Source organism: Rhodocista pekingensis (assembly GCF_042665545.1).
Classification (GTDB): domain Bacteria; phylum Pseudomonadota; class Alphaproteobacteria; order Azospirillales; family Azospirillaceae; genus Rhodocista; species Rhodocista pekingensis.
On record NZ_JBHTCM010000008.1, the window covers coordinates 1 to 21,389 of the forward strand.

Sequence of the window (21,389 nt, forward strand, 5' to 3'; positions counted from 1 at the left end):
CGCATCGCCGCCAGCCTCATCTGCTGGAAATTCGTCCAGAGATGGTTCTGTTAGGCGCTCTAAACGACGGCCTAAAGGGCGTAGAATAGAGAGGGGCAGCCATACCTCTCCCAAACAGCCCAAATCCAGTTTCGTTGGGCACTCTAAGGCGGCGGCCTGTCGCCGTGCAGTAACGACGAAATTCGCCACAAGGCAGAGTGGGGCGGGCCAAACACAGTTGGCACCCTATAGCACTTCCGTAAATGGCCTCAGGGCAGAAACAGTCTTGGGCAAACCTTGCATTTCCAACGTGTCAAGGTACTCAGTCGCAGTCTTTGGCGGATTTTTCAGACGTCGGCGGCAGTTTCCAGCAGCAATCACCACAGCCGCTGTCGGCGCCGCTTTCAGGTCCGATTGATATCGAATAAAATCGTCAGGGTGGATCGGCTCGACATTAAAGCGCGCCAGCTCTTCCTTTGGAAAATCCTTCAGATTAAAGGTCACAATCCCATCCGCTCTGGCATGAGCGGCAGCCGCTAACACATGCCGGTCATTAGGGTCGGGCAAATTGATGGTGTCGATCAGGTGTTCATAGCCGGACACCAAGCAGTCCGGGACACAGGCGTTCATCAGAACCCGCGTCCTCTGCAATTTATCCCGCGATAAGTCCGCTCGATCCTTTAGTAAATTCCGTGTCCATTCGTCGTGGATGGCATCCGTCCACTTCGCCCGAAAAAGTTCTGTCGCCGCCAACTCCATTAGGAAATCACGGAGTGGCGCCGGATATAATACACAGGCATCGAGGATGACGGTGAATCGCGACACGTCAATAACCCATACCCAATTCCTGAGCTTGCTCGGCCAACTCGTCCAGCGCTGCCGCCCTTGCGTCAGCCTGCCGCTGCTTGAACGCCCTCAACTCGTTGAACCGCACGCGACGATGGGTCCCTACCTTGTGATGCGGAATCTGGTTCGTCTCCAGCAACTTCACCAGATAGGGCCGGCTGACGTTCAGGAAGTCGGCAGCCTCCTGCGTCGTCATCTCCGCATGGATCGGAATCAGGGTGACGGCGTTACCCTGCGACATTTCCACCAGCAGATGGGATATCAATTCCTGAATGGCGCGCGGCAATGGCAGTGTTTGGCCGTCGTCCAACTGGACATGCAGGTTCCGATCCGAGCGCTTGGAGAGAATGCGACTCGACTCCGTGGCCAGCCTTGCGTCGTCATCAGACGGAACAATCGTTCCGTTTCGTTCCAAAAGCGCATTCATCGTCCACCTCCACCTCGCGGTGTTCCGTCCTTCTCGGCCTTGTCTTCGGCCCGTTCTATGTGGCGTTTCTTGCCAAGCGTGCAGGGCGAGAACTCTGCATGGGAATTCCCATGTGAGTTCTCAATATATAGCCTCATGGCCGTAGATATGATTCATCGCCGCCCCAAACGCAATATCCGAAACGCCGCACGCGGACCTTTGTTCCATGCATCTGCGTCATGGAGTCCCTCGGCGGCGACCGTCAAATGGCACCACCTTTCCCGCCTCCCCCTTCATCGCTGCGTCAATTTCCCGGAAATTCCGGGTAGTTCGGCAGCAGGACGGGCAGCGCCAGCCGACGCCGCCCTTGCCCCGCGTCACTGGCGGGCCGGAAACGGGGTCACCGTGGCGCCGGGCGAAGCCGCCACCGGCCCCGCCGGAGCCGGAGCGGCACCAGCCGACTTCGCCGCCGCCAGGAGCGCCATGCCCACCGCCTCCCTGCGGCGGAAGTCGGCCACCTGGTCGGACAGGGTGACGATGGCCGCGGCCTGCTGCTGCATGACCTTCACCAGCTTGTCCGTGGCGCCGCGGAAGCCGGCCACGGCGTCGCGCGTCGCCTGCGCCTCGGCGCGGGCCGCCGCGGCATCGTCCAGCGCGGCGGTGGTGATGTCGCCCAGCGCGATCACGGCGCGCTCCGCGGCCTCGCAGGCGCTCACCCATTCCTTCTGAGTCAGGGCCTTGCCGCCGGCCCGGTGGCGCTGAATCGCGGTGCGCAGGACGGTCAGGGCGGCGGCGGCGGCTTCATGGGAGGATGTGTCGGTCATGGTCGTTCCTTTCTTCAGGCGGCCTTCAGGGCTTCAGCGGCGTCCGGGCTGTCCGCGCGGCCCGGCTCCCCTTCGCCCGTCGCTTCGGGGTAGCGGTGGATCACGCGCTGCGTGATCCCCTGCCGGGTGATGAAGGTGGCCACCAGCGAGCCGCCCACGGCCAGGGGTGCCCCCATTTCCTCGGCGATCTCCCGCTGCCGGTCGGCGATGGCGACGAACTGGCCTTCCCAGTCGCCACGGTCGTTCGGCGACCAGTCCGGTTCGGCGAAGCCGTCGAAGCCCGGCGTGGACTGGTAGCGGCCCACCGGCAGCTCGTGGCAGCCCAGCGGCAGGGCGCCGGCATAGTCCGGGCCAGCGACGACGATGTAGAAGCCCACCGGCCGGCGCCGCTTCTCCGACCAGCCGACGGCGGTGATCTGGAGAGCGTCGAGGCAGTCGGCCAGCGCGGGCGGCACCGGCAGGGTGTCCCGGATCGCCTCCGCATGATGCGCGGTCGCGTCGCGCGCGGCCTGCGCCAGCCGGGTCAGGTGCGGCCCCGCCTTGGCGAAGTCGGCCGGCGGCGGGCTGGCCTTCAGGGCGTCGCCGAAGCGCGCCATGGCGACCAGAAGGCCGCGGCTGGCGACGGCGAACTTGCGCGCCGGGAAGGTCCGCACCTTCGCGGCATGCCCGACGAAACCGACGGACGGAATGGTCACGTTCGTGTCCGTGACCAGGACGGCGGCGGTGTGCTGGATCAGCACATTGGCGATGCTCACGGGACGATCTCCATGTTGCAGACAGGGCCGAGGGAGGGGGCCGGGCCGGCGCCGCTGCCGCCGAAGAAGCCCAGCGCGCCGGCCGCAGCGATGCCCCAGGGGCCGAGGCCGGCCAGATAGGCGCCCCCGGCGCCAAGGCCCGCGCCGATGCCGGCGTTGCGGGACTTGGCTTCCGAGAAGCCCACCATGTTCCCGACGCTCTGGCCGATGCCGAAGCCCGCCAGCCCGGCACCGATGGCGCCGGTAAGGCCGGGGATGGCCTTGTCGAAGGCGGCGGTGATCTTCGTGTATGCGATCTCCGCGCCGTCGCTGAGGGCCGTGGCTGCGGCTGATTTCCAGATGTCCGCGCCGTCGAAAGACCCGTCGATCAAGGCATTGGCGAGCGTGTCGCCGAAGCGGTCGGCGGAGCGGTCCAACTCGTCGTTGGCCTTCTTCATGGCGTCGGTCACGGCCGGCGGGAACAAGCTGAAGAAGTTCACCCCGACCTGTCGGGCATCGTCCGCCGCGTCCTGCGCCGCCAGCCGGCTGTACTCGTCGTGGGCGCCCCGCATGCGCCGCTCGGTCTCCGCAATGCTCGGGTTCAGCTCGTCCAGCTTGGTCTTGAGCCGGACGATCCAGTCCAGCGGCAGGCCCAGCGTCACCGCGAACTTCTCGATGGGCGCGCCGGCGGCGGCCGCCCGCTCGGTGATGATCCGGATGGCGGATTCCAGCGCGTCGGCCTGCCGGGCGTACTTCTCCTGCGCCGTCTCGGTCTCGGCCAGCGTTCCGCGCACCAGCTTCAGCGCGTCGTCGTAGTCGCCGATGCTGTTGCTTGCGACGGCGGCATCCCCGGTCAGCCGGGTCAGCATCCCGGAGAATCTCTCGCTGGCCTTCGCGGCTCGCTCCGTGTCGTCCTTCTGGTCGAGCAACGCGATCTGCGTGCTGGTCGCGGTGCCCGCGTACAGCGCAAGCTGGGCGGTCAGCCGCTCGATGGTCTGGCGCGTTTCCTCGTTTTCCGCGCCCAGCGCCGCCATCTTCCGCGCCATGGATTGCGCCTCGGCGCCACCGGCCGCCAGGGACGCGATCAGCCGCGGCAGGTCATTGTCCTTCTGGTAGGCCCGGAAGGCGTCCAGCTCCGGCGTGGACGGCAGGGGCCGGCCCTGGCTGCCGCCGCCACGAAGCTGGGCGGTGGTGAACAGCCCCTCCCGGTCGAAGCCGTTGATTTCGAGGAGGGACCGCACCTCCCCGGCCTGCCGCTTCAGGTCGGCGGTCGCTGCCGCCAGCGTTTCCTCAAGGCGCAGGCGGGTCACCGTCTGCATCTCTCCGCGCATCGCGGCATAAGCCTTGGTCAGGTCGGCGACGCTCGTTTTCTGGTCGTCGAGGATGTCGTCGACCCCCGACATGGCGGACTTGAACCGATCCGCGGCCTTGGCGGCGTCGTCCGTCTCGTCGCCCATCAGCAGCATGTTCGCGGCCAGCCCGCCGACGGCAAGCACCGCGCCCGCGATGGCCCCGGCGGGGCCGAGCACGCCCAGAAGCTGGGAACCCTGCTGCGTCAGCGCGGTGACCACGTTCTGGCCGCTGGCGACCTGGACGAGGAAGTCCTGCACCTGATAGCCGGCCTGACCGATCAGGGACCCCATGCCCTTGAAGGAGGCGCCGGCGCTGGTGTTGACCGTCACGGTTCGACCCCCGGCGACGGCCAGAAGGTGCTGCTGCTGCGCCATGCCGGCCATGACGCGCTGAAGCGCTTCGCCCTGAATCTGACCAGCCGCCGCAGCCCTGTTCACCAGCTCCTGCTGCTCTGCCAGCCGTCGCGCCGCCGCGCCCGCCGGGTCGAAGGCGCGTTCCAGCGCCGCGATCTGCCGGGCGGTCAGGCCGACGCGGCGCCCGGTCGTCTCGGTGACGGTGCCCGCCCCGTCCAAGGAGGTTGCCGTGCGGTCCACGGCTCCGGCCGCCCGGTTCGCGGCGTCCGTCAACTCGGCGTAGCCCTGCTTGGCGCCGCGCGTGTCGACGATCAGCTCCGTCGTCTGCCTGACCTGCTCATCCATCTCAGCCTCCCTTCGCCTCGGTCTCGGCCGCCGCCATACCAGCCGCCGCGGCGTGCAACTGGGCCGACAGCCGCGCCAGCACCCGCCGCACCTCCTCCTGGATCGTCGCGTACATCTCGGCGGGCGACTTGCCGGACAGCATGTTCGACAGCAGGCCAGCGAACCCCTCGAACTGACCGCGGAACTCGTTGATCGCGGCATCCGTCGCCGCCTCGACATCCGCTCGCGGGATGTGGTCCCGGTCGTGGACCTGCACCTCCCGGCGCCGCAGCTCAGCCATGAAGAACTCCTTCAGCGCCACCGACTGCGCCACCGGCGGGACATCCTCCACCGGCACCCGCACTCCGTCGGGCGACAGCAGCACCCAGCCCTTCATGGCGCCGGCCGACGTGCCCGCGGCGGCACCTTCGGCCTGCGGCGCAGCGGTGGGGCGGGGCTGCGGCGCCACCGGGCGGGATCGCACCGCCGCGGAGCGGGCGTTAAGCCGGCCAACCGTCGGGACGATGTTGTCGCCAATCCAGTTAAGCGCAGCTTCCCGGTCAATCTTGCCGTCCGGCCGGCATGGCAGGCCGCGGTTCAAGTATTGGGAGACGCGGGCCTTGGAAATGCCGAGTTCTGCCGCAAGTCCCGCTTTCGTCACCACTGTCATGGTGCTGCCCCTTCCGTTAACAGTTAAGGGGGTTTCGCCGCCCAGAAATCCCCGTGCATCGCGGCTGGTGCGCCCCCCGGGCTTTGCTCCCTTGGGAAGGACCCGTGGGGGCGGGGGGAAGAGGCGGACCCCAGTGCCTCCTCCCCCCTGCACGCCGCGGCCCGAGCGCGCCACCACCACCGCCGCGGCGTGATCCGTGTTCGTCCTCAGCCCGCCGGCCGGGGCCAGATCGGGGCGCCGGAATCGACGACCCCGCCGACCCGCTCCGGGTGGGGCAGCTCGGCGATGCGCTGCCAGACGGGGCGCATGTAGCAGCGCACGATCTCCGGAAACTCGACATGACCGGCGCTGTCCTTGATCGACGCGGGGGGCGGCTCCATCAACCCGCCGGCCGCGATCTTGGCGTTGACCGCGTGGACCTTCGCGTCCAGCGCCTTGATCTCGTCCAGCACGGCGGCAAGTGCCTCGGCGGCGGCGACGTACTTCGTCATGGTCAGCTCGTGCGCGCGGCGCCCGGCGTCCTCGGCGGCCTTCAACTCCGCCCGCTCCGCCGCGCGCCGCGCTTCGATGCGGGCCAGTTCCAGCCGGCCGCGCAGCTCGCCAGCGACCAGGGCGGCGCGGTCGCCGCGCCTCTGGGCGCGGGTCAACGCCGCCTCGATGCGATCAAGCTCGGCGTCGCCGTCGTCGCGCAGCAGCGCGTCCGTGCGGGCGGCCGAGAGGGTCGCCGCCTCCGTCTCTGCTTCGCTGATTTCCGCCTCGGCGCGGGCCAGCGCCTCGGACAGGCTGTCCGCGGTGGGGCGCTTGGCCCGCAACAGATCGAGGATGCTCATGGTCTGCCCTCCTTAGACGCCGGGGTTCAGGTAAGTGCCGCGGTAGTCGATCACGCCGGCCGCGAAATCCAGGCCAACCGCGACCTTCAGCGCGCGGGTGTTGAAGTCGATCTGGGTGCGGACCTGCGGGCCGGCGGCGTCACCGACATAGCCGTAGACGACCACCGGTGCGGCCATCGGATCGGCGAACATCATCCAGCGATTGCCGGTGACGTTGGGATCGACCACCAGGGCGAAGGCGCTGGCGTAGGGGTTCACCGCCGCGGCCTGCGCCGGGGTGATCCCCGTCAGAAGCTGGCGGGCGGTCATCTCGTTGGCCGTGCCGACCACCAGATAGCGGGGGCCGATGTTCATCTTGATGCCGTCCAGGCTCGTCTGGTTCCGCATCGCGGCAACCGCGGCCCCGACGTTCGTCACGTCCACGGCGGTGCCGGAGGCGGCCTTGTTGCCGTGGGCCGTGCCGAACAGGGTGTTGCCGTCGCTCAGCGTCGGCCCGTCGCTGGCGAGCAACGTGTAGACGATGGTGTTCTCGTCCTGCGCCGCGCGCACCGCGGCCAGTCCCAGGAAGTCCACCAGGGCGCCCAGATCGTCGTTGATCAGCGCGCGGCGGCTGATGGCGACCCCGGCCCCGTACTCCTTCGCCGTGATCGCTTCCCCGCCTTCACCAATCGAGCCGAACCGCACCTCGGCCCCCTCCGCGATCTCCTTCAGCGCCGGGAAGTCGCCCAACTGGAGGAAGCGGTGCGGCTGAAACGACCCGAAGCGGCGCTGGGCGGCGAAGGCCCGGTAGGTCGGCGCCGCGGCCTGATACCGCGGCAGCAGAATCTTGTTGCCGGCGTCCTGAAGCAGCAGCGGGAAATCCGACGTCGTGTGCTGGCCGGAGCGGGAAAGGATCGCCTCGGCAGTGGCGGCGCGGTCGCGCGGGTCGAGCCGGGCGCCGCGCTTGTTCGCCAGCTCGGCGGCCATATCCATGAGACCCCAGCCCCAGAACTCCCGGGCGTGGTCGGGCGGGACGGCACCAGTAGACCGGGCGGAGATGGCATCGGCCATGCAGGAGCGCAGCACGTCGGGGGAAGTGTGATCGTAGAGGATGCTGGCGTTCATCGTGGGAAACCTCGTCGTCCGATCAGGCGAATCGCCTCTGAACGAAGGGTCGCGCAGGATCAGTGAAATGAAATCCGCTTTTTCATTTCATTCCGCGCCATCGCCGCCGCCGACGATGTTGATGATCTGGCGGGCTGACTGCGGAACGCGTCCGGTGCAGGCAGTGAAGATTTCGAACAGCAACTCGCCTTCCGAGCCGATGGCGTGGGGGCAGGTCAGGCGGTGGCGGTCGCGCGTCCATCCGGCCGCCGCATAGCGGCGCAGCCGCTCGGCCGCGGCCACGGCGCGGGCGGTGGGCGTCTTCGCCGCCTGCCGGGCGGCCAGAGCGCGGATCAGTTCGTCGCGCCGCTCCCGGGCGGCGACGGCCGGGGCGGGCTGGCGCCCGCGGCTGGTCAGCAACCCGATGGCGGCCAGGGCGTCCTTTGCTTCGGCCACATCCCCGGCCAGGGCGGCACGCGCGGCGGCGGCCAGCGCCTCCAGATCGGCCGGGTCGGGCGTTCCCGCGGCAAGGCGGGCCAGGGCAGCGGGGGCGGTCATTGGGCGCCCCTATCCAGCCGGACGTACTCCCGCCCACCCGCCGGATCGTGGACGCTGCGGTACTGGTAGCTCGCGGGATCGAACCAGAGCCCGCACTTGCCCTCGAAATCGCCGTTCCGCTGCTTGGCGACGTTCAGCACGACGGGGGGCTTGTCGGCCAGCTCGCGCACCAGCGCATCCGCACCGGCGGCGCCCCGCTCCGCCATGTCGCGCGCTTGTTGAAGCTCGCCTTCCAGCTTGCGGTTGCGCCACACGCCGATGACATTCGCCGCGTTTGACGCGATCTCAGACGTGCCCTTCACGTCCTCGGCGTCGGGGACGGAGCCGGCGGAGCCGTTCGTGCGATCTTGCTTCCGGGCGTGGGCGACAAGGTGGACGTGGACGCCCTTGTCGACGGCCCAGTTGACCAGCTCGAAGACCGCCTTTTCCTGCCCGGTGTAATCGTCCGTCCCCAGGCCGAGGCGCATCAGGCTATCGACCACGAACACGTCGCACCCGTACCTGGCACGGGCGTACTCGAAGACCTCGATCAGCCGCGCCGTGCCCGCCTTCCCGACGTGCCCGAACAACCAGAACCGTTCGTCCAGCCACCCCACGATTTCCCGGATGTAGGGCTCCGTCGGCCGGTCGGTGTTGCCGGCCTGCTTCGCCGCCCGGCGCAGGAGCTGGGCCGGCGCCATCTCCAGGCTGGCGATGCAGATGCGCGCGCCCTGGTCGGCCGCGTCGATCAGGGCATGCCCCAGGACCTGCGACTTGCCGGCGCCCGTCGCGCCGGTCCACAGGGTCAGCTCGCCCGGCCTGAACCAGACCTTGCCCGCCAGCTTGCCCCAGGGCAGGGCGTAGCCCGGCCGGGTCCCCGGCTTGGGCCAGAACAGCCCCACCACGGCGTCGGTGAAGTCGCTGGGCCGGCACAGCCCGTCCGGGTCCAGCGGCTTCGCCGCGTCCAGCGCGGCATGGATGTCCTCCCGCGTCACCCCGGCGCGCAGGCACTCGTTGAAATCCTTGTGCGGCAGCCTGACCCGCCGGCAGCGGTGCCGGCCCAGCCGGCCCGCGATCTCTTCCGCCGCGGCGTCGCCCTCGGCGTCCATGTCCAAGGCGAGATAGATCACCTCGAAGCGGGCCAGCCGCTCGAACTCCGCCTCAATCCACTGCTGCTTGGCGCCCTTGCCGCCGCCGAAGGGGACGGACAGCGGGCACGGGAGGCCATAGTCGAACGCGGACATCGCGTCGATCTCGCCCTCGGTGATGGTGCATTCGCGGACGTTCCGGTTCGTCGCGGCCTGCCAGCCGAACAGCACCGGCTCGCACCCGGCCTCGGCCCGGATCGCCTTCTTCCCCGCCGCGTCCCGGTCGATCCCGAGATACTTCACGAAGGCCAGCGTGCCGTCGGGCAGCAGGGACGGCAGGACGATGGTGCGGCCCTGTTCCCCGATCCTGAAGGCCCGGACCGCTTCCACACTCAGGCCACGTTCACGGGTCAGGTACTCCAGCACGGCGGACTGGGGCGCCGTGCAGCGCGGCTTCTCCGGCCGGCGGTAGGTGCGCTCGCGCTTCTCGAAACGGGGCTTCTCCAGCCCCAGCCAACCGCGGGCCTCGTCCAGCGCGGCCGGCAGGTCGATCCCCTTGACCGCGCACCACAGGTCGAGCAGATCGCCGCCGTCGCCGCCCTCGGCGAAGTCGCACCACGTTCCGGCCTTCGCGCCCTTGACACAGGCCTTCAGGCTGCGGCCCGGCTCGCCTTGGATCGAGCCGGCACACCACTCCCGGCCCTCCAGCACGCCACGGGGGAGAAGGTGCTCCGCCACCTCCAACGCCCGGTCGGTCAGGGCGCGCTTCACCTCGGTGATCTCCGTCATGATCAGATCACCCCGAGCTGGCGGTACAGCGCGTCCGTCTCCGCCAGCACCTCGGCCGCGCGGGCGTGCCGCTCGCCCCGCACCACGGCCCCGATGTAGGCGGCGGGTTCGGACTTGGTGGCTGCGAGGTGAAGCGTCCTGACCGTCGCCGCCCAGTCGCCCGCGTGGTGGCGGTTCAGCTTGGCGACCTGACCGCCGGACTTCGGGCCGATGATCTGCCGGCCCAGCCGGAAGGCTTCGGCCTCATGATCGTCCGGGTCGGGCGGCGCGGCAGCGCCAGTAGAGACGTTAGTCTCTACTGTATAATGGGTGTGGGTGTGGGAGGCATCGTTCCGGCATGCTTCCGGCATTGCCGTGGCATCAGCATTTTCCTTGTTTTTCAACCACCTAGAGCGCGCCCTGTCAGACTGCCGCTTGCTGTTCTGTCTGACGAGATTGTGCTCGTCCGTCAGACGGCCCTGGTAGACGCGCCCGTCCTTCTGCCGGAAGAACGCCATCAGCGTGGGCTTCATGCGCGCCCATTGTCCCGGCGTCAGCCGGGCATAGCGGGCCAGCAACTTGTCCTCATCGGGCAAGCTGCAATCCGGCGTTCGCCACATGGCCATCAGCAGCAAGAGATAGGCGCCATGCTCGATGGTGGTCAGGTGCGTGGTGTCGCCCAAGTAGGCGTCGGTCCAGAGGGGAAGCGCCGGGAACTCAGCCATGGCGCGCCTCCGGTTCTTCGAGCACGCGGGCCAGTTCTTCGGCCGAGCCATCCCAGTCGAACATCAGGAGGACTTCCCAGCGCGTGGAGGCCGAGCGGATCATCCGGGCGGTCTCGGCCATCAGGGCGCGGCCGGCCGGGGTCCGGGGCAGGGTGAGGACCGGCGTCATCACGCTACCTCCCGGATCGGGCGCGGCGGGAAGCGGTCGCCACCCAGCGCGCGCAGCACGGCGGGGTCGAGCGTCGCGTAGGAGTCCAGCAGATCGTCCAGAGCGCCCGGCGGCAGCCGGTGCGCGCGCTCCAGTTCCTCAAGCAGCTCCAGCACGGCGCGGGGGCCGAGGCGGTGCAGCGTAGCGGCGTGGCGCTGGCGACGCTGGGCGGCGGTCGGGTCAGGTCGCATCGCCGCCTCCACCGTTCATGGCGACCAGGGCGTTCCGCGCCGTCACCGCCAGCCCGATCAGGTCGGCAGCGGCCAGCTTCTCACCGCGCCCGGCGGCTTCCTGCGCCGCTTCGGCGGCCTGCGCGACGATAGCGGCCAGTGCCAGCCGGGCGGCGTCAGGTGGCGGGGCTGGCACCCGGCGGACGGGGGCCGGCCGGGCGCTGAAGGGGATGACGCGGGCCGCCATCACGCGGCCTCCCCGCGGGCCAGCGACTCGGCGTACCGCACCAGGTCGCCATAGTACAACCTCGTCGCCCGGCCGAGCTTCGCCGTCCGGACGTGCCCGGGCGCGATGACGTTCTGATAGAGGAAGGTCCGCCCGACGCCCAGCATGCGGCAGGCATCGGCGATGGTCACCAGGAGGGGATTGGTGGTCATGATGGTCGATCTCCGGGGGGCGGGGGATCGGACCCAGGCGCACCTCGCCCCCCAGGGCAGATGCGGCTCTGGGGGGGCGTGCCCGCTCGCGGGCACGAAAAAACCCGCCGGGCGCAGAGCCGGGCGGGCTGGGAATCTCCAATGTTATCGAGGCGGTCGGGTCATCCGCCTGCCGGTAGGGTCAGGCGGCTGGCGCCGCGGAAACGCGAAAACCCGCCGCGGGGGACCCGGGCGGGCTGGTGTAGCGCTCCGACACGCGTCGCAGCGTGCCTTCTTGTAGCTGATCTGCTCGGCACAGACAAGAGCTTGTGCGCGGCCGCCAGCGTCCGCGCGAACGCGGAAGATCAAAAACGAAAACCCGCCGCGGGAGACCCGGGCGGGCTGGTGTAGCGCTCCGACACGCGTCGCAGCATGCCGTCTTGTAGCTGATCTGCGCGGCACAGACAAGGGCTTTGTGTCCGCCAGCGTCCGGGCGGACCTACGCGCGTTTCCGCGACATCGGCACCACCTTACCCGCCCCGCCGCCGCAGAACCCGGCCCACGCGTCCATCAGCTTCCGGCGCTTCTCCAGAAGGTCGGAGCGGCGGTAGGCGGCCTCGACCTTGCTCTCCAGTGCATGGGCAAGAGCCGCCTCCGCCACCTCCCGCGGGAAGTTGGTCGCCTCAGCCGCCCAGTCCCTGAAGCTCGATCTGAACCCGTGGGCCGTGCATCCGGCCCCCATGCGGCGAAGGATCATGGTCAGGGTCATGTCCGACATCGGCCGGCCGGGGCGGCTCCCCTCGAACACCAGCGCCCCCGGATCGTCGGAGGAACGCAACTCCTTCATGCGGTTCAGGATCGCCAGCGCGCGGGCGGACAGCGGAACCGTGTGCGCCCGGCCTGCCTTCATCCGATCCGCCGGGATGCGCCACTCCTGCACGTCAAGGTCAACCTCCCCCCAGCGGGCGCCCCGCATCTCACCGGATCGGACGGCGGTCAGGATCAGGAATTCCAGCGCCAGCCGGTAGGGCTCCCCGGCCTTGTCCGTCTCTGCCAGCTTCACCAGGAAGGCCGGCACGCCCTGCCAGGGCATGGCCGCGAAATGCGTGTCGCGGCGCGGCTGCTTGGGCAGGCCCTTGGAGATGGCCCGGAGAGGCGCTTCCGCTTCCCGCCATCCCTTGGCGTGCGCCCAGTCCAGAACGGTTCCGATGCGCTGCCGGACCCGCCGCGCCGTCTCCGGGATCGTCAGCCAGATTTCCGCCAGCACGTCGCGCACCATGGGGCCGGTCACCTCCGCAATGGAGATGTCGCCCAGCTTCGGGAAGGCGTGCTGCTCCAAGGACGAAAGCCATTGCGTCGCGTGCTTCGCGTTCTTCCATGATGGCGCGTGCTCGGCCTGCACCAGCAAGGCGGCCTCGCGGAAGGTGGGCACCTTCGCCGGTTCCTCTTTCATGGCCCTCTTCTCGGCCACGGGGTCGCGCCCCTCGCGGATCGCCCGGCGCACGTCCTCGGCCTTGGTGCGCGCTTCGGACAAGGACACGTCGGCGGCAGAGCCCAGGCCGATGTCCCGGCGCTTCCCGTTCGCCTGCACCCGCAATATCCAGCTCCGGGAGCCAGACTTGCCCACCTCCAGAAACAGGCCGTCGCCGTCGCCATAGCGGCCGGGCTCCTTCGCGTTGCGGACCTGAAGCGCCGTCAGCTTGCCCATTACCATCCCCCGGTCAGTATGGCGGACGGTGGGGGAACCGAACCAGCTTCCCCACACCGTTCCCCACACTCTGACGCGACTTCCTGTAATCGTCAACGAACGACGGCGGACGAAGCGACCCGTAACTATCCAGGTTTCCTGCGACTTTCAGGGCGGCCATGAATGACGGCGAACGACTGTTCTAAAGCCACCCTCTCCGCCACTCCTTTCACCGAACAGACCCTCTCAGGTCAGGTGCCCGATGCCGTGCGCGTGCCGGCATCAAGGGACGACGACGCGGGTTCCGGCTCGCAGGAGGCGAGGCGCTGCTGCCTCATGTCCTGACCTTCTTCCCGGGCGGTTTGTCGACAGAGCGCAGGGCGCGCCGGACGATCCGCCGGGTCGTGGCCGGCGTGTCGCCGGCGCACCATTCCGCGACGAGACTGCGGACCCAGTCCGGCCGCGATTTCGCGGCGTCGTTGAGCCAGTTTCCAACGGAGTCCTGAACGTAGACGGCGGGATCGGCACGCAGTGGTTCGAGCAGGTGACGGCCGGGCGAGGGGTCGGACTTCAGGGACGCGATATGGGCGCACCAGACCCCGCGCGGCCGGGTCGCTTCGCACGCGAACCGACGGATGCGCTCCGACGGATCGGCCGTCCAGCCGCGGAGAAGCGTCATCGCCTCGTCGGTCCGGGTGTTGATGTCGGGTCGGACCGCGAGCCACGCCCATTCCCGGACCCCGAAATGAGCATCGTCGGCGAAGGGACGGATCGCCTCCAGCCGGTCGGACAAGGCCATGTCCTGGGCGCCGACCATGAAGCATGCCCAGCCGCGGACCGTGTCGCTCGGGTGATTGCCGAGCGTTGCGATCATCCGTGACCCGAGCCGTTCCAGCAGGAGCTGCCCGACCGCGACCATCCGGGCGGAGATGCCGAGCGTGCCGAGCCGCAGAATCGCGTCGTCGCCCGGCGCCACATCCATCGGCACGACATGGCGGAGCAGCGTAGCGAAGTCGACCGCCAGGACCTCAGCAAGAGTGCGGGTCTCGATCAACCCGGCATTGATCGCCGTGCGGCGGCATCCGGCATCATCCGCCATCCGCCGTCTCCTTCTGCATGCCGGTGTCTGTGCGGGCGAAGACCTTCCCCAGCAGATGGCGCAGGGTGTCACGCTCCGCCGCCGACAGGTCCGAAAAGAGCGAGCCGATCCAGCGGCCATGTTCATCCGTGAGACGCCGCGCCAGTGCGGCGCCGTCGGGGGTGAGGCGCACCGTCAGCTTGCGACGGTCGACGTCGTTCGCCTCCCGCTGGACGAGTCCCGATCGCTCCAGGCCGTCGAGCAGCCCGGTGACGGTGCCGCGCGTGACGCCGGCCTGCCCGGCCAGTTCATGCGGCGACAGACCGTCCTCGGCCGCCTGGAGCAGGAACAGAAGGACGAACTTGCCCTCGGACAGATCATGGGCGCCCAGGCGCACGGCGCAGTCCCGGTCGATGGCCGCCGCCAGCGAGAGCACCTCGAAACAGGCGCGCATGCCCTCGGCGACGGCGTCGGTGCCCGGACGGGCCAGCAGCGCCGTATATTTCCGAACGAGAGGTATCATAAGGCGCCATACTATATGGCGCCTTATGGCATGACAACTCCCGTCATGACCTGTCCGCGCCGCCGCGGGACTGCCATATTGCCTTGCTTCAGATGGGGGGCTTTCCGGGCGGGGACCGGTGCGCCTGGAACCGCCTCCACCGGAGTCTCCGTCAGGCGATCATCCGGCCGGTGCGTTAAAGCGCTTGCGTCACCTTGTCGGGAGGAGACAATTGCGGAATCCGAACGCAGCTTTCCAGGTTCGCGTGAACACGACGTCGCTACTGCGCCCGGCCTGCCTCCGTCTGCTGACGGTGGCCGCCCTTTCCATTGGTTTCCTGATCCCCTTTCCGGGCGGGGCCGCCGCCGCCCAGGTCGTCCCGCATCTGGCGACCTATAAGCTGAGCCTCGCCTCCAGCCGTTCCAGCGCCACGGTCGCCGGCGTTGACGGCGCCATGAGCTATGCCTGGAAGGACGCCTGCGACGGCTGGACCGTCGAACAGCGGTTCCAGGTCCGCTTCACCTATGTCGAGGGCGAGCAGGTGGAACTGACCACCAGCTACGTGACCTGGGAGGCGAAGGACGGCTCCGCCTACCGCTTCAACGTCCGCAAGCTGACCAACGGCGAGCTGGAGGAGGAACTCCGCGGCGACGCCACGCTGAACGGCGCGGCCGGGGGTGTCGCCCGTTTCGAGCGGCCGGACCGGAAGGAGATGACCCTGCGGCCGGGAACGCTGTTCCCGACGGCGCACACCATCCGCATGCTGGAGATGGCACAGAAGGGCGACATCTTCCTGTCCGCTCCCATCTTCGACGGGTCCGAGGCGGATGGACCATCCGGGGTCAGCGCCCTGATCGCCAAGCCGGCCAAGGTAGGCGACCTGAAGACCCGGAGCCGGGATCTGGTCCGCGAGCGCGGCTGGCCCGTCTTCATGGCCTTCTTCCCCGCGGATACCCAGGAGATGCTGCCGGAGTACGAGACGAAGCTGACGATCCTGGACAACGGCGTCGTCGAATCCATGCTGATCGACTATGGCGATTTCCAGGTGCGGGCCGTGCTGGAGTCCCTGGAGACGGCGCCGAAGCCCCCCTGCTGACCGTGACCCGCCGCTGACGCCTGCGGGCGTCAGCGCCGCCCGGGGCCGGTCAGACCGCGCCCCTTGCCGATGGCGTCCCGACCCAGCTTGGCCCGCACCAGATCCATGGCCTTCTCCACCTTCGCCCGGCGGGTAAGGCCGGGGTCCAGCAGGTCCGGCGGATCGGCGAGCGCGCCATCGACCAGCCCGGAGCAGCCGATCCCGATCAACCGGAACAGGCTGCCGTCCAGTTCGGTGACGAGCAGCTCCCGCCCCGCCCGGAAGAGGCGGTCCGCCATCTGGGTGGGGGAGGTGAGGGTGCGGGCCCGGGTGCGCAGGCGGAAGGCGTCGGTCTTCAGCTTCAAGGTCACGGTGGTTCCGGCCAGCCCCTCCGCCTTCAGGCGGGCGGCTACCGTCTCGCACAGCGGCCACAGGGCATGCTCCAGCGTGTCGCGGTCGCCGAAATCCCGGTCGAAGGTGGTTTCGGTCGAGATGCTCTTGGCCGGCGCGTGCGGCGTCACCACCCGCGCATCCTCCCCCCGTGCGAAGCGGTGGAGACGCTGGCCGATCACGCCGTAGCGCTTCACCAGGAACGCCTCGTCCGTCTGCCGGAGCTGGCCGATGGTGCGCAGCCCGTCCGCCTCCAGCTTCGTCTGAAGCGCCCGGCCGACGCCCCAGATCATCCCGACCGGCTTCGACTCCAGGAAGTCCAGCGCTTCGGCCCGGCCGATCACGGCGAAGCCACGCGGCTTGTCCAGATCGGATGCGATCTTCGCCAGGAACTTGTTGTAACTCAGCCCGATCGAGGCGGTGATGCCGACCTCCCGCTCGATGCGCCGGACCAGCCGTGCCAACGTCTGCGCCGGGCTGCCGCCATGCAGCCGCTCCGTCCCGGTCAGATCAAGGAAGGCCTCGTCGATGGAGAGCGGTTCCACCAGGGGGGTGGCCGACTCCAGCAGGGTGCGCACCTGCCGCCCGACCGTGGCATACTTTCGCATGTCCGGCTTGATGACGACCGCATCCGGACAGGCCGCCAGCGCCTTGAACATCGGCATGGCGGAGCGAACGCCATACATCCGGGCGACGTAGCAGCAGGCCGACACCACCCCGCGCTGGCCGCCGCCGACGATGACCGGCCTGTCTGCCAGTTCCGGGCGATCGCGCTTCTCCACCGTGGCGTAGAAGGCGTCGCAGTCGATGTGGGCGATGCTCAGAGTGTGCAACTCAGGGTGTTGTATCAGCCGCACCGATCCGCAGTCCGGACAGCGCCCGATCCCCGCCGGGGGAGTGGCCCCGCAGTCGCGACATAGGCCCGCGGGAGGGGCAATTCCAGTCACGCTGTCCGTCCTTCCTCTTGCCTCGGGTGGCGACGTCACTGTACTCCTAACCCGACCGTTATAGGTGTGCTCTGGTCACGCCTTAGGGGTAACGGCAGGTTAATGATTCGGGCGCTAGGGTAACGCAGGCTGACGGCCGGAATGCCCAGACCCGAAGCCGCCGCCGACTTTGCGAAGGGCCCGGCAGGCCGTCTGTCTGGGGGTGCGGGAGCGCCGGAATGGGTTCTGAAACGATCGAACTGCACATGCCCTCCACCCCCGGCCCGCAAGGGAAGGGCGGGCCCGATGGCAAGCTTGTCCTGGTGGTGGAGGACAACGAGCTGAACATGAAGCTCTTTCATGATCTGCTCGAGGCCCATGGCTACGCCACCTTGCAGACCAAGGACGGGATGGAGGCGCTGCGCCTGGCACGGCAGCACCGCCCCGACCTGATCCTGATGGATATCCAGCTTCCCGAAGTCTCGGGACTGGAAGTGACCAAGTGGCTGAAGGAGGATGACGATCTGCGCGGGATTCCCGTCGTGGCCGTCACCGCTTTCGCCATGAAAGGGGATGAAGAGAAGATCCGGGAAGGCGGCTGCGAGGACTACATCGCCAAGCCCATCTCGGTCGCCAGATTCATTCAGACGGTCCAGCGGTTCCTGGGCTGAGGGCGATCCCCTCCGCCCGTCGGATAAGAAGGCGCCATGTCCGCACGAGTTCTGGTCGTTGATGACGTCGTGCCCAACGTGAAGCTGCTCGCGGCGAAGCTGACGCGCGAGTACTTCGACGTCATCACCGCCTACGGCGGGCCCGAGGCCCTGGACAAGATCCGCTCCCAGTCCCCCGATATCGTCCTGCTGGATGTGATGATGCCCGGCATGGACGGATTCGAGGTCTGTGAGCGCATCCGCTCCGACCCCTCGGTCATGCACATCCCCGTCGTCATGGTCACCGCCCTGTCCGACGTGGCCGACCGCGTGCGCGGGCTGGAGGCGGGGGCCGATGATTTCCTGACCAAGCCTGTGAACGACGTGGCCCTGTTCGCCCGCGTCCGCTCGCTCGTCCGCCTGAAGATGATGATGGACGAGTGGCGCCTGCGGGAGAGCACCTCGGGCCAGCTCGGCATGCTGGTGGCGACCGACAGCGTGCAGACGCAGTCGGCGGAGAATTCCCGCATCCTGGTGGTGGAGGACAGCTCCATCGACATGGATAAGATCCGGGAGACGCTGGCGCGGGACCGCGACGGCGTGGTGGAGGCGGAGAACTGTGCCGCCGCGCTGGAACTGGCGCTGACCCAGGATTTCGAGCTGGTCATCGTCAGCCTGACCCTGATGCGGGAGGACGGGCTGCGCCTGTGCTCCCAGCTCCGCAGCCATGAGCGCACGCGGCAGGTGCCGATCCTGCTGCTGGCCGACGAGACGGACATGGACCGTGTCGCCAAGGGCCTTGAGCTGGGCGCCAACGACTACGTGATCAAGCCGATCGACCGGAACGAGCTGATGGCGCGCACCCGCACGCAGGTGCGGCGCAAGCGCTACCAGGACCGGCTGCGCTCAAACTATGAACAGAGCCTGTCCCTGGCGCTCACGGACAGCCTGACGGGCCTGTTCAACCGGCGCTATCTGTCGGCCCACCTGCCGCGCCTGCTGGACCGCGGCGGCGGCAACCAGAAGCCCGTCGCCGCGCTTCTGTTCGACATCGATCACTTCAAGATCGTCAACGACACCTGGGGCCACTCCGCCGGGGACGAGGTGCTGCGCGAGGTGGCGGTCCGCACCAGCCGTAATCTCCGCAACTTCGATCTGGTGACGCGCCTGGGGGGTGAGGAGTTCGTCGTCGTCATGCCCGACACCGATCTGTCGGCTGCCATGACGGTGGCGGAACGGCTGCGCCGGCGCATCGCGGACGAGCCGTTCAAGGTCACCGCCGGCACCGGGGAGATCACCGTCACCATCAGCATCGGCGTCGCCGTGGCGGAGGGGACCGACGGGGATGCGCGCGGGGAATCCGGCGACAGCCTGCTGCGCCGCGCCGATACCGCGCTCTACCGGGCCAAGCGGTCCGGGCGGAACCGTGTCGTGGCCGATACCCGCGACCAGTCCGAACCCACGCCGGAAGCCTTCACCGGCGCTTCCGGACTGCGCTGACGCCCGGTCTCTCCGGGCAGTACTGGCTCTCCGGACAGCACTGGACCACGCCTTCCTCTGATGGAGTCGCCCCCTGGAGAAGGGGCCGGTGGCGGGCAGCCCCGCCGGCGGCATGCCGGCCCGCGCGTACAACAACCATCATTCTGCCAGGGGCCTCTCTGGCAGACAGGCCCTGCCATGACCGCAGGCGATCCGGAAAACAGAAAAGGCCGCCCGTGGGGGCGGCCTTCCGCATGACACGCGTCCCGAAGGCGCGGTCACTTCATCTTGGCTTCCTTGAAGACGACATGCTTCCGGGCAACCGGGTCGTACTTCTTGAATTCCAGCTTCTCGGTCGTCTTACGCGGATTCTTCTTCTTCACATAGAAGAACCCGGTGTCAGCGGAGCTGACCAGCTTGATCAGCACGGTATTCTGCTTCGCCATGATACAAATCCCAACGAGCGGCCAAACCAAGGCCGCTCCAGGCGGCCGATAACATTCGGAGCCGCGAACCTGCGGCGTAGCGCGGCAATCTAGCCATTCGCCGCCCCCTGTCAAGGGCGTAACGCTGTCCGGGCCCGCAAGCCTGCCGGGCGTGGGCCGGTCTGGCCGTGTTTCCGGCCCTTGCGTCCCTTCAGGGGTGGTGTTCGCTGCCCTGCCTCTCGCGCCGGGCGCTGGTGGCGAGCCCCACGCCGGTCGTGGCCGCGTCCTGGCGTTCTGCCACTGCCGTGGGGGCCCGCAGCAGCGCCTCCCGGTAGAGCGGCGGATCGCCCAGCAGGGCCTTGGCCACCTGGAGATCGAGATCCGGAGCATGCTCCTTCCAGGGGCAGGTCTCGCGGAGCTGGGCCAGGGCGATCTCGTCCTCCGGCGCCCGGATACGCCAGGACAGCAGCGTGGCGGCCGGCAGGGCTCCGCCCAGGCGCACCATGCGCAGGGCGGCGTTCACGTCCAGGGCCGGCAGGCTGGTGCAGACCGTGGGCTGCACGCCCTGCCGGTGCAGCGTGTAGCCGCTGGGGGCGTAGATGCGCGACCAGGTAAGGAACAGCTCGCCGTCGTTCGGCAACCGGGTGACCGTCTGGACACTGCCCTTGCCGAAGGAGGAGGAGCCGACGAGGGCGGCGCGGCCGCTGTCCTGGAGGGCCGCCGCCACGATCTCCGCCGCGGAGGCGGAGCGGCCGTCGATCAGCACGACCAGCGGCAGCCCGCCGGCCTCGTCATCCGGCCGGGCGTCGAAGACCTGCATGCTGTCCGGGTGGCGGCCGCGGGTGCTGATGATGCGGCCGCCGGGGATGAAGATGTCCGCCACCGCCACGGCCTGGTCCAGCAGTCCCCCGGGGTTGCCCCGCAGGTCCAGCACGAAGCCGCGCGCCCGCTGCCCCAGCTCGGTCCGCAGCCGCCGCACGGCGGCGCGAAGGTTGGGGGCGGTCGCCGCGTTGAAGCGGTCCACCTGGATGTAGCCCACCCCGTCCTCGGCACGGGCGACGACGGTGCTGGGAATCACCCGGTCGCGCCGGACGGAAACGCGGCGGCTCTCCTTCGGGGTCGGACCCACGGCGAGCGTCACGACCGATCCCGCCGGCCCGCGCAGCCGCTCCCCGACCTCTTCCGTGCTCAGGCGCGCGGTCGGCGTGCCGTCGATCGCCAGGATCAGGTCGCCGGCGCGCAGCCCGGCCGACTCCGCCGGTCCGCCGACCATGACGTCGGCGACCTCGTGGCGGGCCCCGTCCTGTCGCATGGCAACTCCGATGCCGCCATAGCCCTCCCGCTGCGAACGCTCGTCCACGGCGCGCTGACCGCCCGTATAGCGGGAATAGGAATCGAGGTCCGCGATGATGCCGTCGAAGATGGCCTGGTAGACGGCATCCGTGTCGGTCGAGGCAAGGGCGGGGGAGGTGGCGCGCAGCCGTTCCGCGGCCCGCGCCGTCAGCGTCGCCCAGGCGGCGGGATCGTCCCGGGTCGGCAGGTCGAACGCGCCCACCGTGCGCCCGTCGCTGCGGACCTCCAGGGTGCTGCCGGTGACGACCAGCGATATGCCCGGGTCCAGCTTCGTCAGTCCCGACAGCCCGTCCAGGGTCAGCCGGCGCAGATCGACGGGGTCCAGATAGATTTCCGCGATGCGGGCATAGCCCATGGCGAAGACGTGTTCGCCGACGACCCGTTCGCGCAGCGGGGCATAGTCGCGGGTATGACCGGCGGCGCACCCGCCGACAAGGCTGAAGACCAGGACGACCGGGGCCAGCCTCCGCAGCATCCCTAGACCTCCACCGCTGCCGGGGAGGGCTGGA

Annotated in this window: 24 protein-coding genes; 3 read left to right on the plus strand and 21 right to left on the minus strand. The window is 69.0% G+C overall.

The window, feature by feature from the left end:
- Positions 1 to 225: 225 nt before the first annotated feature.
- The 18 genes from ACFQPS_RS07055 to ACFQPS_RS07140 form a co-directional block, all read right to left on the minus strand.
- The gene (locus ACFQPS_RS07055) at positions 226 to 804 is read right to left on the minus strand and encodes a PIN domain-containing protein (RefSeq protein ID WP_377357678.1); all 579 of its coding nucleotides are present in this window, start codon (positions 802 to 804) and stop codon (positions 226 to 228) included.
- Between the two features lies 1 nt (position 805).
- The gene (locus ACFQPS_RS07060) at positions 806 to 1,252 is read right to left on the minus strand and encodes a helix-turn-helix domain-containing protein (protein WP_377357680.1); all 447 of its coding nucleotides are present in this window, start codon (positions 1,250 to 1,252) and stop codon (positions 806 to 808) included.
- 356 nt (positions 1,253 to 1,608) lie between these two features.
- On the minus strand, positions 1,609 to 2,055 hold the full coding sequence (locus ACFQPS_RS07065; protein WP_377357682.1) for a hypothetical protein: 447 nt from the start codon (positions 2,053 to 2,055) through the stop codon (positions 1,609 to 1,611).
- A gap of 14 nt (positions 2,056 to 2,069) precedes the next feature.
- A complete protein-coding gene (locus ACFQPS_RS07070; RefSeq protein WP_377357684.1) occupies positions 2,070 to 2,810 on the minus strand; it encodes a hypothetical protein in 741 nt (246 codons plus the stop codon).
- The gene (locus ACFQPS_RS07075) at positions 2,807 to 4,840 is read right to left on the minus strand and encodes a hypothetical protein (RefSeq protein WP_377357686.1); all 2,034 of its coding nucleotides are present in this window, start codon (positions 4,838 to 4,840) and stop codon (positions 2,807 to 2,809) included. The genes ACFQPS_RS07070 and ACFQPS_RS07075 overlap by 4 nt, the downstream gene beginning before the upstream one ends.
- 1 nt (position 4,841) lies before the next feature.
- Entirely contained in the window at positions 4,842 to 5,489 is a 648-nt protein-coding gene (locus tag ACFQPS_RS07080) for a hypothetical protein (protein WP_377357688.1), read from the minus strand.
- Positions 5,490 to 5,695: 206 nt separating this feature from the next.
- Positions 5,696 to 6,319: a hypothetical protein gene (locus tag ACFQPS_RS07085; protein ID WP_377357690.1), complete on the minus strand. Its 624-nt coding sequence runs from the start codon at positions 6,317 to 6,319 to the stop codon at positions 5,696 to 5,698.
- 12 nt (positions 6,320 to 6,331) lie between these two features.
- Complete coding sequence (locus ACFQPS_RS07090; RefSeq protein ID WP_377357692.1) at positions 6,332 to 7,423, minus strand: phage major capsid protein; 1,092 nt, start codon at positions 7,421 to 7,423, stop codon at positions 6,332 to 6,334.
- An 87-nt stretch (positions 7,424 to 7,510) separates the two neighbouring features.
- Positions 7,511 to 7,960 carry a hypothetical protein gene (locus tag ACFQPS_RS07095; RefSeq protein WP_377357693.1) on the minus strand — a complete coding sequence of 150 codons (450 nt, stop codon included), beginning with the start codon at positions 7,958 to 7,960 and terminating at the stop codon, positions 7,511 to 7,513.
- The gene (locus tag ACFQPS_RS07100; RefSeq protein WP_377357694.1) at positions 7,957 to 9,816 is read right to left on the minus strand and encodes an AAA family ATPase; all 1,860 of its coding nucleotides are present in this window, start codon (positions 9,814 to 9,816) and stop codon (positions 7,957 to 7,959) included. The genes ACFQPS_RS07095 and ACFQPS_RS07100 overlap by 4 nt, the downstream gene beginning before the upstream one ends.
- Before the next feature lie 2 nt (positions 9,817 to 9,818).
- Positions 9,819 to 10,520 (minus strand): DUF1376 domain-containing protein, encoded by a 702-nt coding sequence (locus ACFQPS_RS07105; RefSeq protein ID WP_377357695.1) that lies wholly within the window; start codon positions 10,518 to 10,520, stop codon positions 9,819 to 9,821.
- Positions 10,513 to 10,689 (minus strand): hypothetical protein, encoded by a 177-nt coding sequence (locus tag ACFQPS_RS07110; protein WP_377357696.1) that lies wholly within the window; start codon positions 10,687 to 10,689, stop codon positions 10,513 to 10,515. The genes ACFQPS_RS07105 and ACFQPS_RS07110 overlap by 8 nt, the downstream gene beginning before the upstream one ends.
- Entirely contained in the window at positions 10,689 to 10,919 is a 231-nt protein-coding gene (locus tag ACFQPS_RS07115) for a hypothetical protein (RefSeq protein ID WP_377357697.1), read from the minus strand. Before ACFQPS_RS07115 ends, ACFQPS_RS07110 begins: the two co-directional genes overlap by 1 nt.
- Positions 10,909 to 11,145, minus strand: coding sequence for a hypothetical protein (locus ACFQPS_RS07120; protein WP_377357699.1), 237 nt, complete (start codon positions 11,143 to 11,145; stop codon positions 10,909 to 10,911). The genes ACFQPS_RS07115 and ACFQPS_RS07120 overlap by 11 nt, the downstream gene beginning before the upstream one ends.
- Positions 11,145 to 11,336 (minus strand): helix-turn-helix domain-containing protein, encoded by a 192-nt coding sequence (locus tag ACFQPS_RS07125; RefSeq protein WP_377357700.1) that lies wholly within the window; start codon positions 11,334 to 11,336, stop codon positions 11,145 to 11,147. The genes ACFQPS_RS07120 and ACFQPS_RS07125 overlap by 1 nt, the downstream gene beginning before the upstream one ends.
- A gap of 478 nt (positions 11,337 to 11,814) precedes the next feature.
- The gene (locus ACFQPS_RS07130) at positions 11,815 to 13,023 is read right to left on the minus strand and encodes a tyrosine-type recombinase/integrase (RefSeq protein WP_377357701.1); all 1,209 of its coding nucleotides are present in this window, start codon (positions 13,021 to 13,023) and stop codon (positions 11,815 to 11,817) included.
- Between the two features lie 313 nt (positions 13,024 to 13,336).
- Positions 13,337 to 14,101: a DNA alkylation repair protein gene (locus ACFQPS_RS07135; protein ID WP_377357702.1), complete on the minus strand. Its 765-nt coding sequence runs from the start codon at positions 14,099 to 14,101 to the stop codon at positions 13,337 to 13,339.
- Positions 14,091 to 14,603: a MarR family winged helix-turn-helix transcriptional regulator gene (locus tag ACFQPS_RS07140; protein ID WP_377357704.1), complete on the minus strand. Its 513-nt coding sequence runs from the start codon at positions 14,601 to 14,603 to the stop codon at positions 14,091 to 14,093. Before ACFQPS_RS07140 ends, ACFQPS_RS07135 begins: the two co-directional genes overlap by 11 nt.
- Before the next feature lie 244 nt (positions 14,604 to 14,847).
- Here ACFQPS_RS07140 and ACFQPS_RS07145 point away from each other — a divergent pair, with 244 nt between their 5' ends.
- Positions 14,848 to 15,678: a cell envelope integrity EipB family protein gene (locus ACFQPS_RS07145; protein WP_377357705.1), complete on the plus strand. Its 831-nt coding sequence runs from the start codon at positions 14,848 to 14,850 to the stop codon at positions 15,676 to 15,678.
- A gap of 29 nt (positions 15,679 to 15,707) precedes the next feature.
- Here the strand turns inward: ACFQPS_RS07145 and ACFQPS_RS07150 are convergent, their stop codons facing one another.
- Positions 15,708 to 17,033: a DNA polymerase IV gene (locus tag ACFQPS_RS07150; protein ID WP_465269614.1), complete on the minus strand. Its 1,326-nt coding sequence runs from the start codon at positions 17,031 to 17,033 to the stop codon at positions 15,708 to 15,710.
- Between the two features lie 206 nt (positions 17,034 to 17,239).
- Here ACFQPS_RS07150 and ACFQPS_RS07155 point away from each other — a divergent pair, with 206 nt between their 5' ends.
- Complete coding sequence (locus ACFQPS_RS07155; RefSeq protein WP_377357792.1) at positions 17,240 to 17,644, plus strand: response regulator; 405 nt, start codon at positions 17,240 to 17,242, stop codon at positions 17,642 to 17,644.
- Positions 17,645 to 17,680: 36 nt separating this feature from the next.
- The gene (locus ACFQPS_RS07160) at positions 17,681 to 19,123 is read left to right on the plus strand and encodes a PleD family two-component system response regulator (protein ID WP_377357707.1); all 1,443 of its coding nucleotides are present in this window, start codon (positions 17,681 to 17,683) and stop codon (positions 19,121 to 19,123) included.
- A 257-nt stretch (positions 19,124 to 19,380) separates the two neighbouring features.
- On the opposite strand, the gene rpmG is transcribed toward ACFQPS_RS07160, so the two are convergent.
- Together rpmG and ACFQPS_RS07170 are read right to left on the minus strand one after the other, a co-directional pair.
- Positions 19,381 to 19,548, minus strand: coding sequence for a 50S ribosomal protein L33 (gene rpmG / locus ACFQPS_RS07165; RefSeq protein ID WP_012566721.1), 168 nt, complete (start codon positions 19,546 to 19,548; stop codon positions 19,381 to 19,383).
- 190 nt (positions 19,549 to 19,738) lie between these two features.
- The gene (locus tag ACFQPS_RS07170; RefSeq protein WP_377357709.1) at positions 19,739 to 21,355 is read right to left on the minus strand and encodes a S41 family peptidase; all 1,617 of its coding nucleotides are present in this window, start codon (positions 21,353 to 21,355) and stop codon (positions 19,739 to 19,741) included.
- Positions 21,356 to 21,389 lie beyond the last annotated feature (34 nt).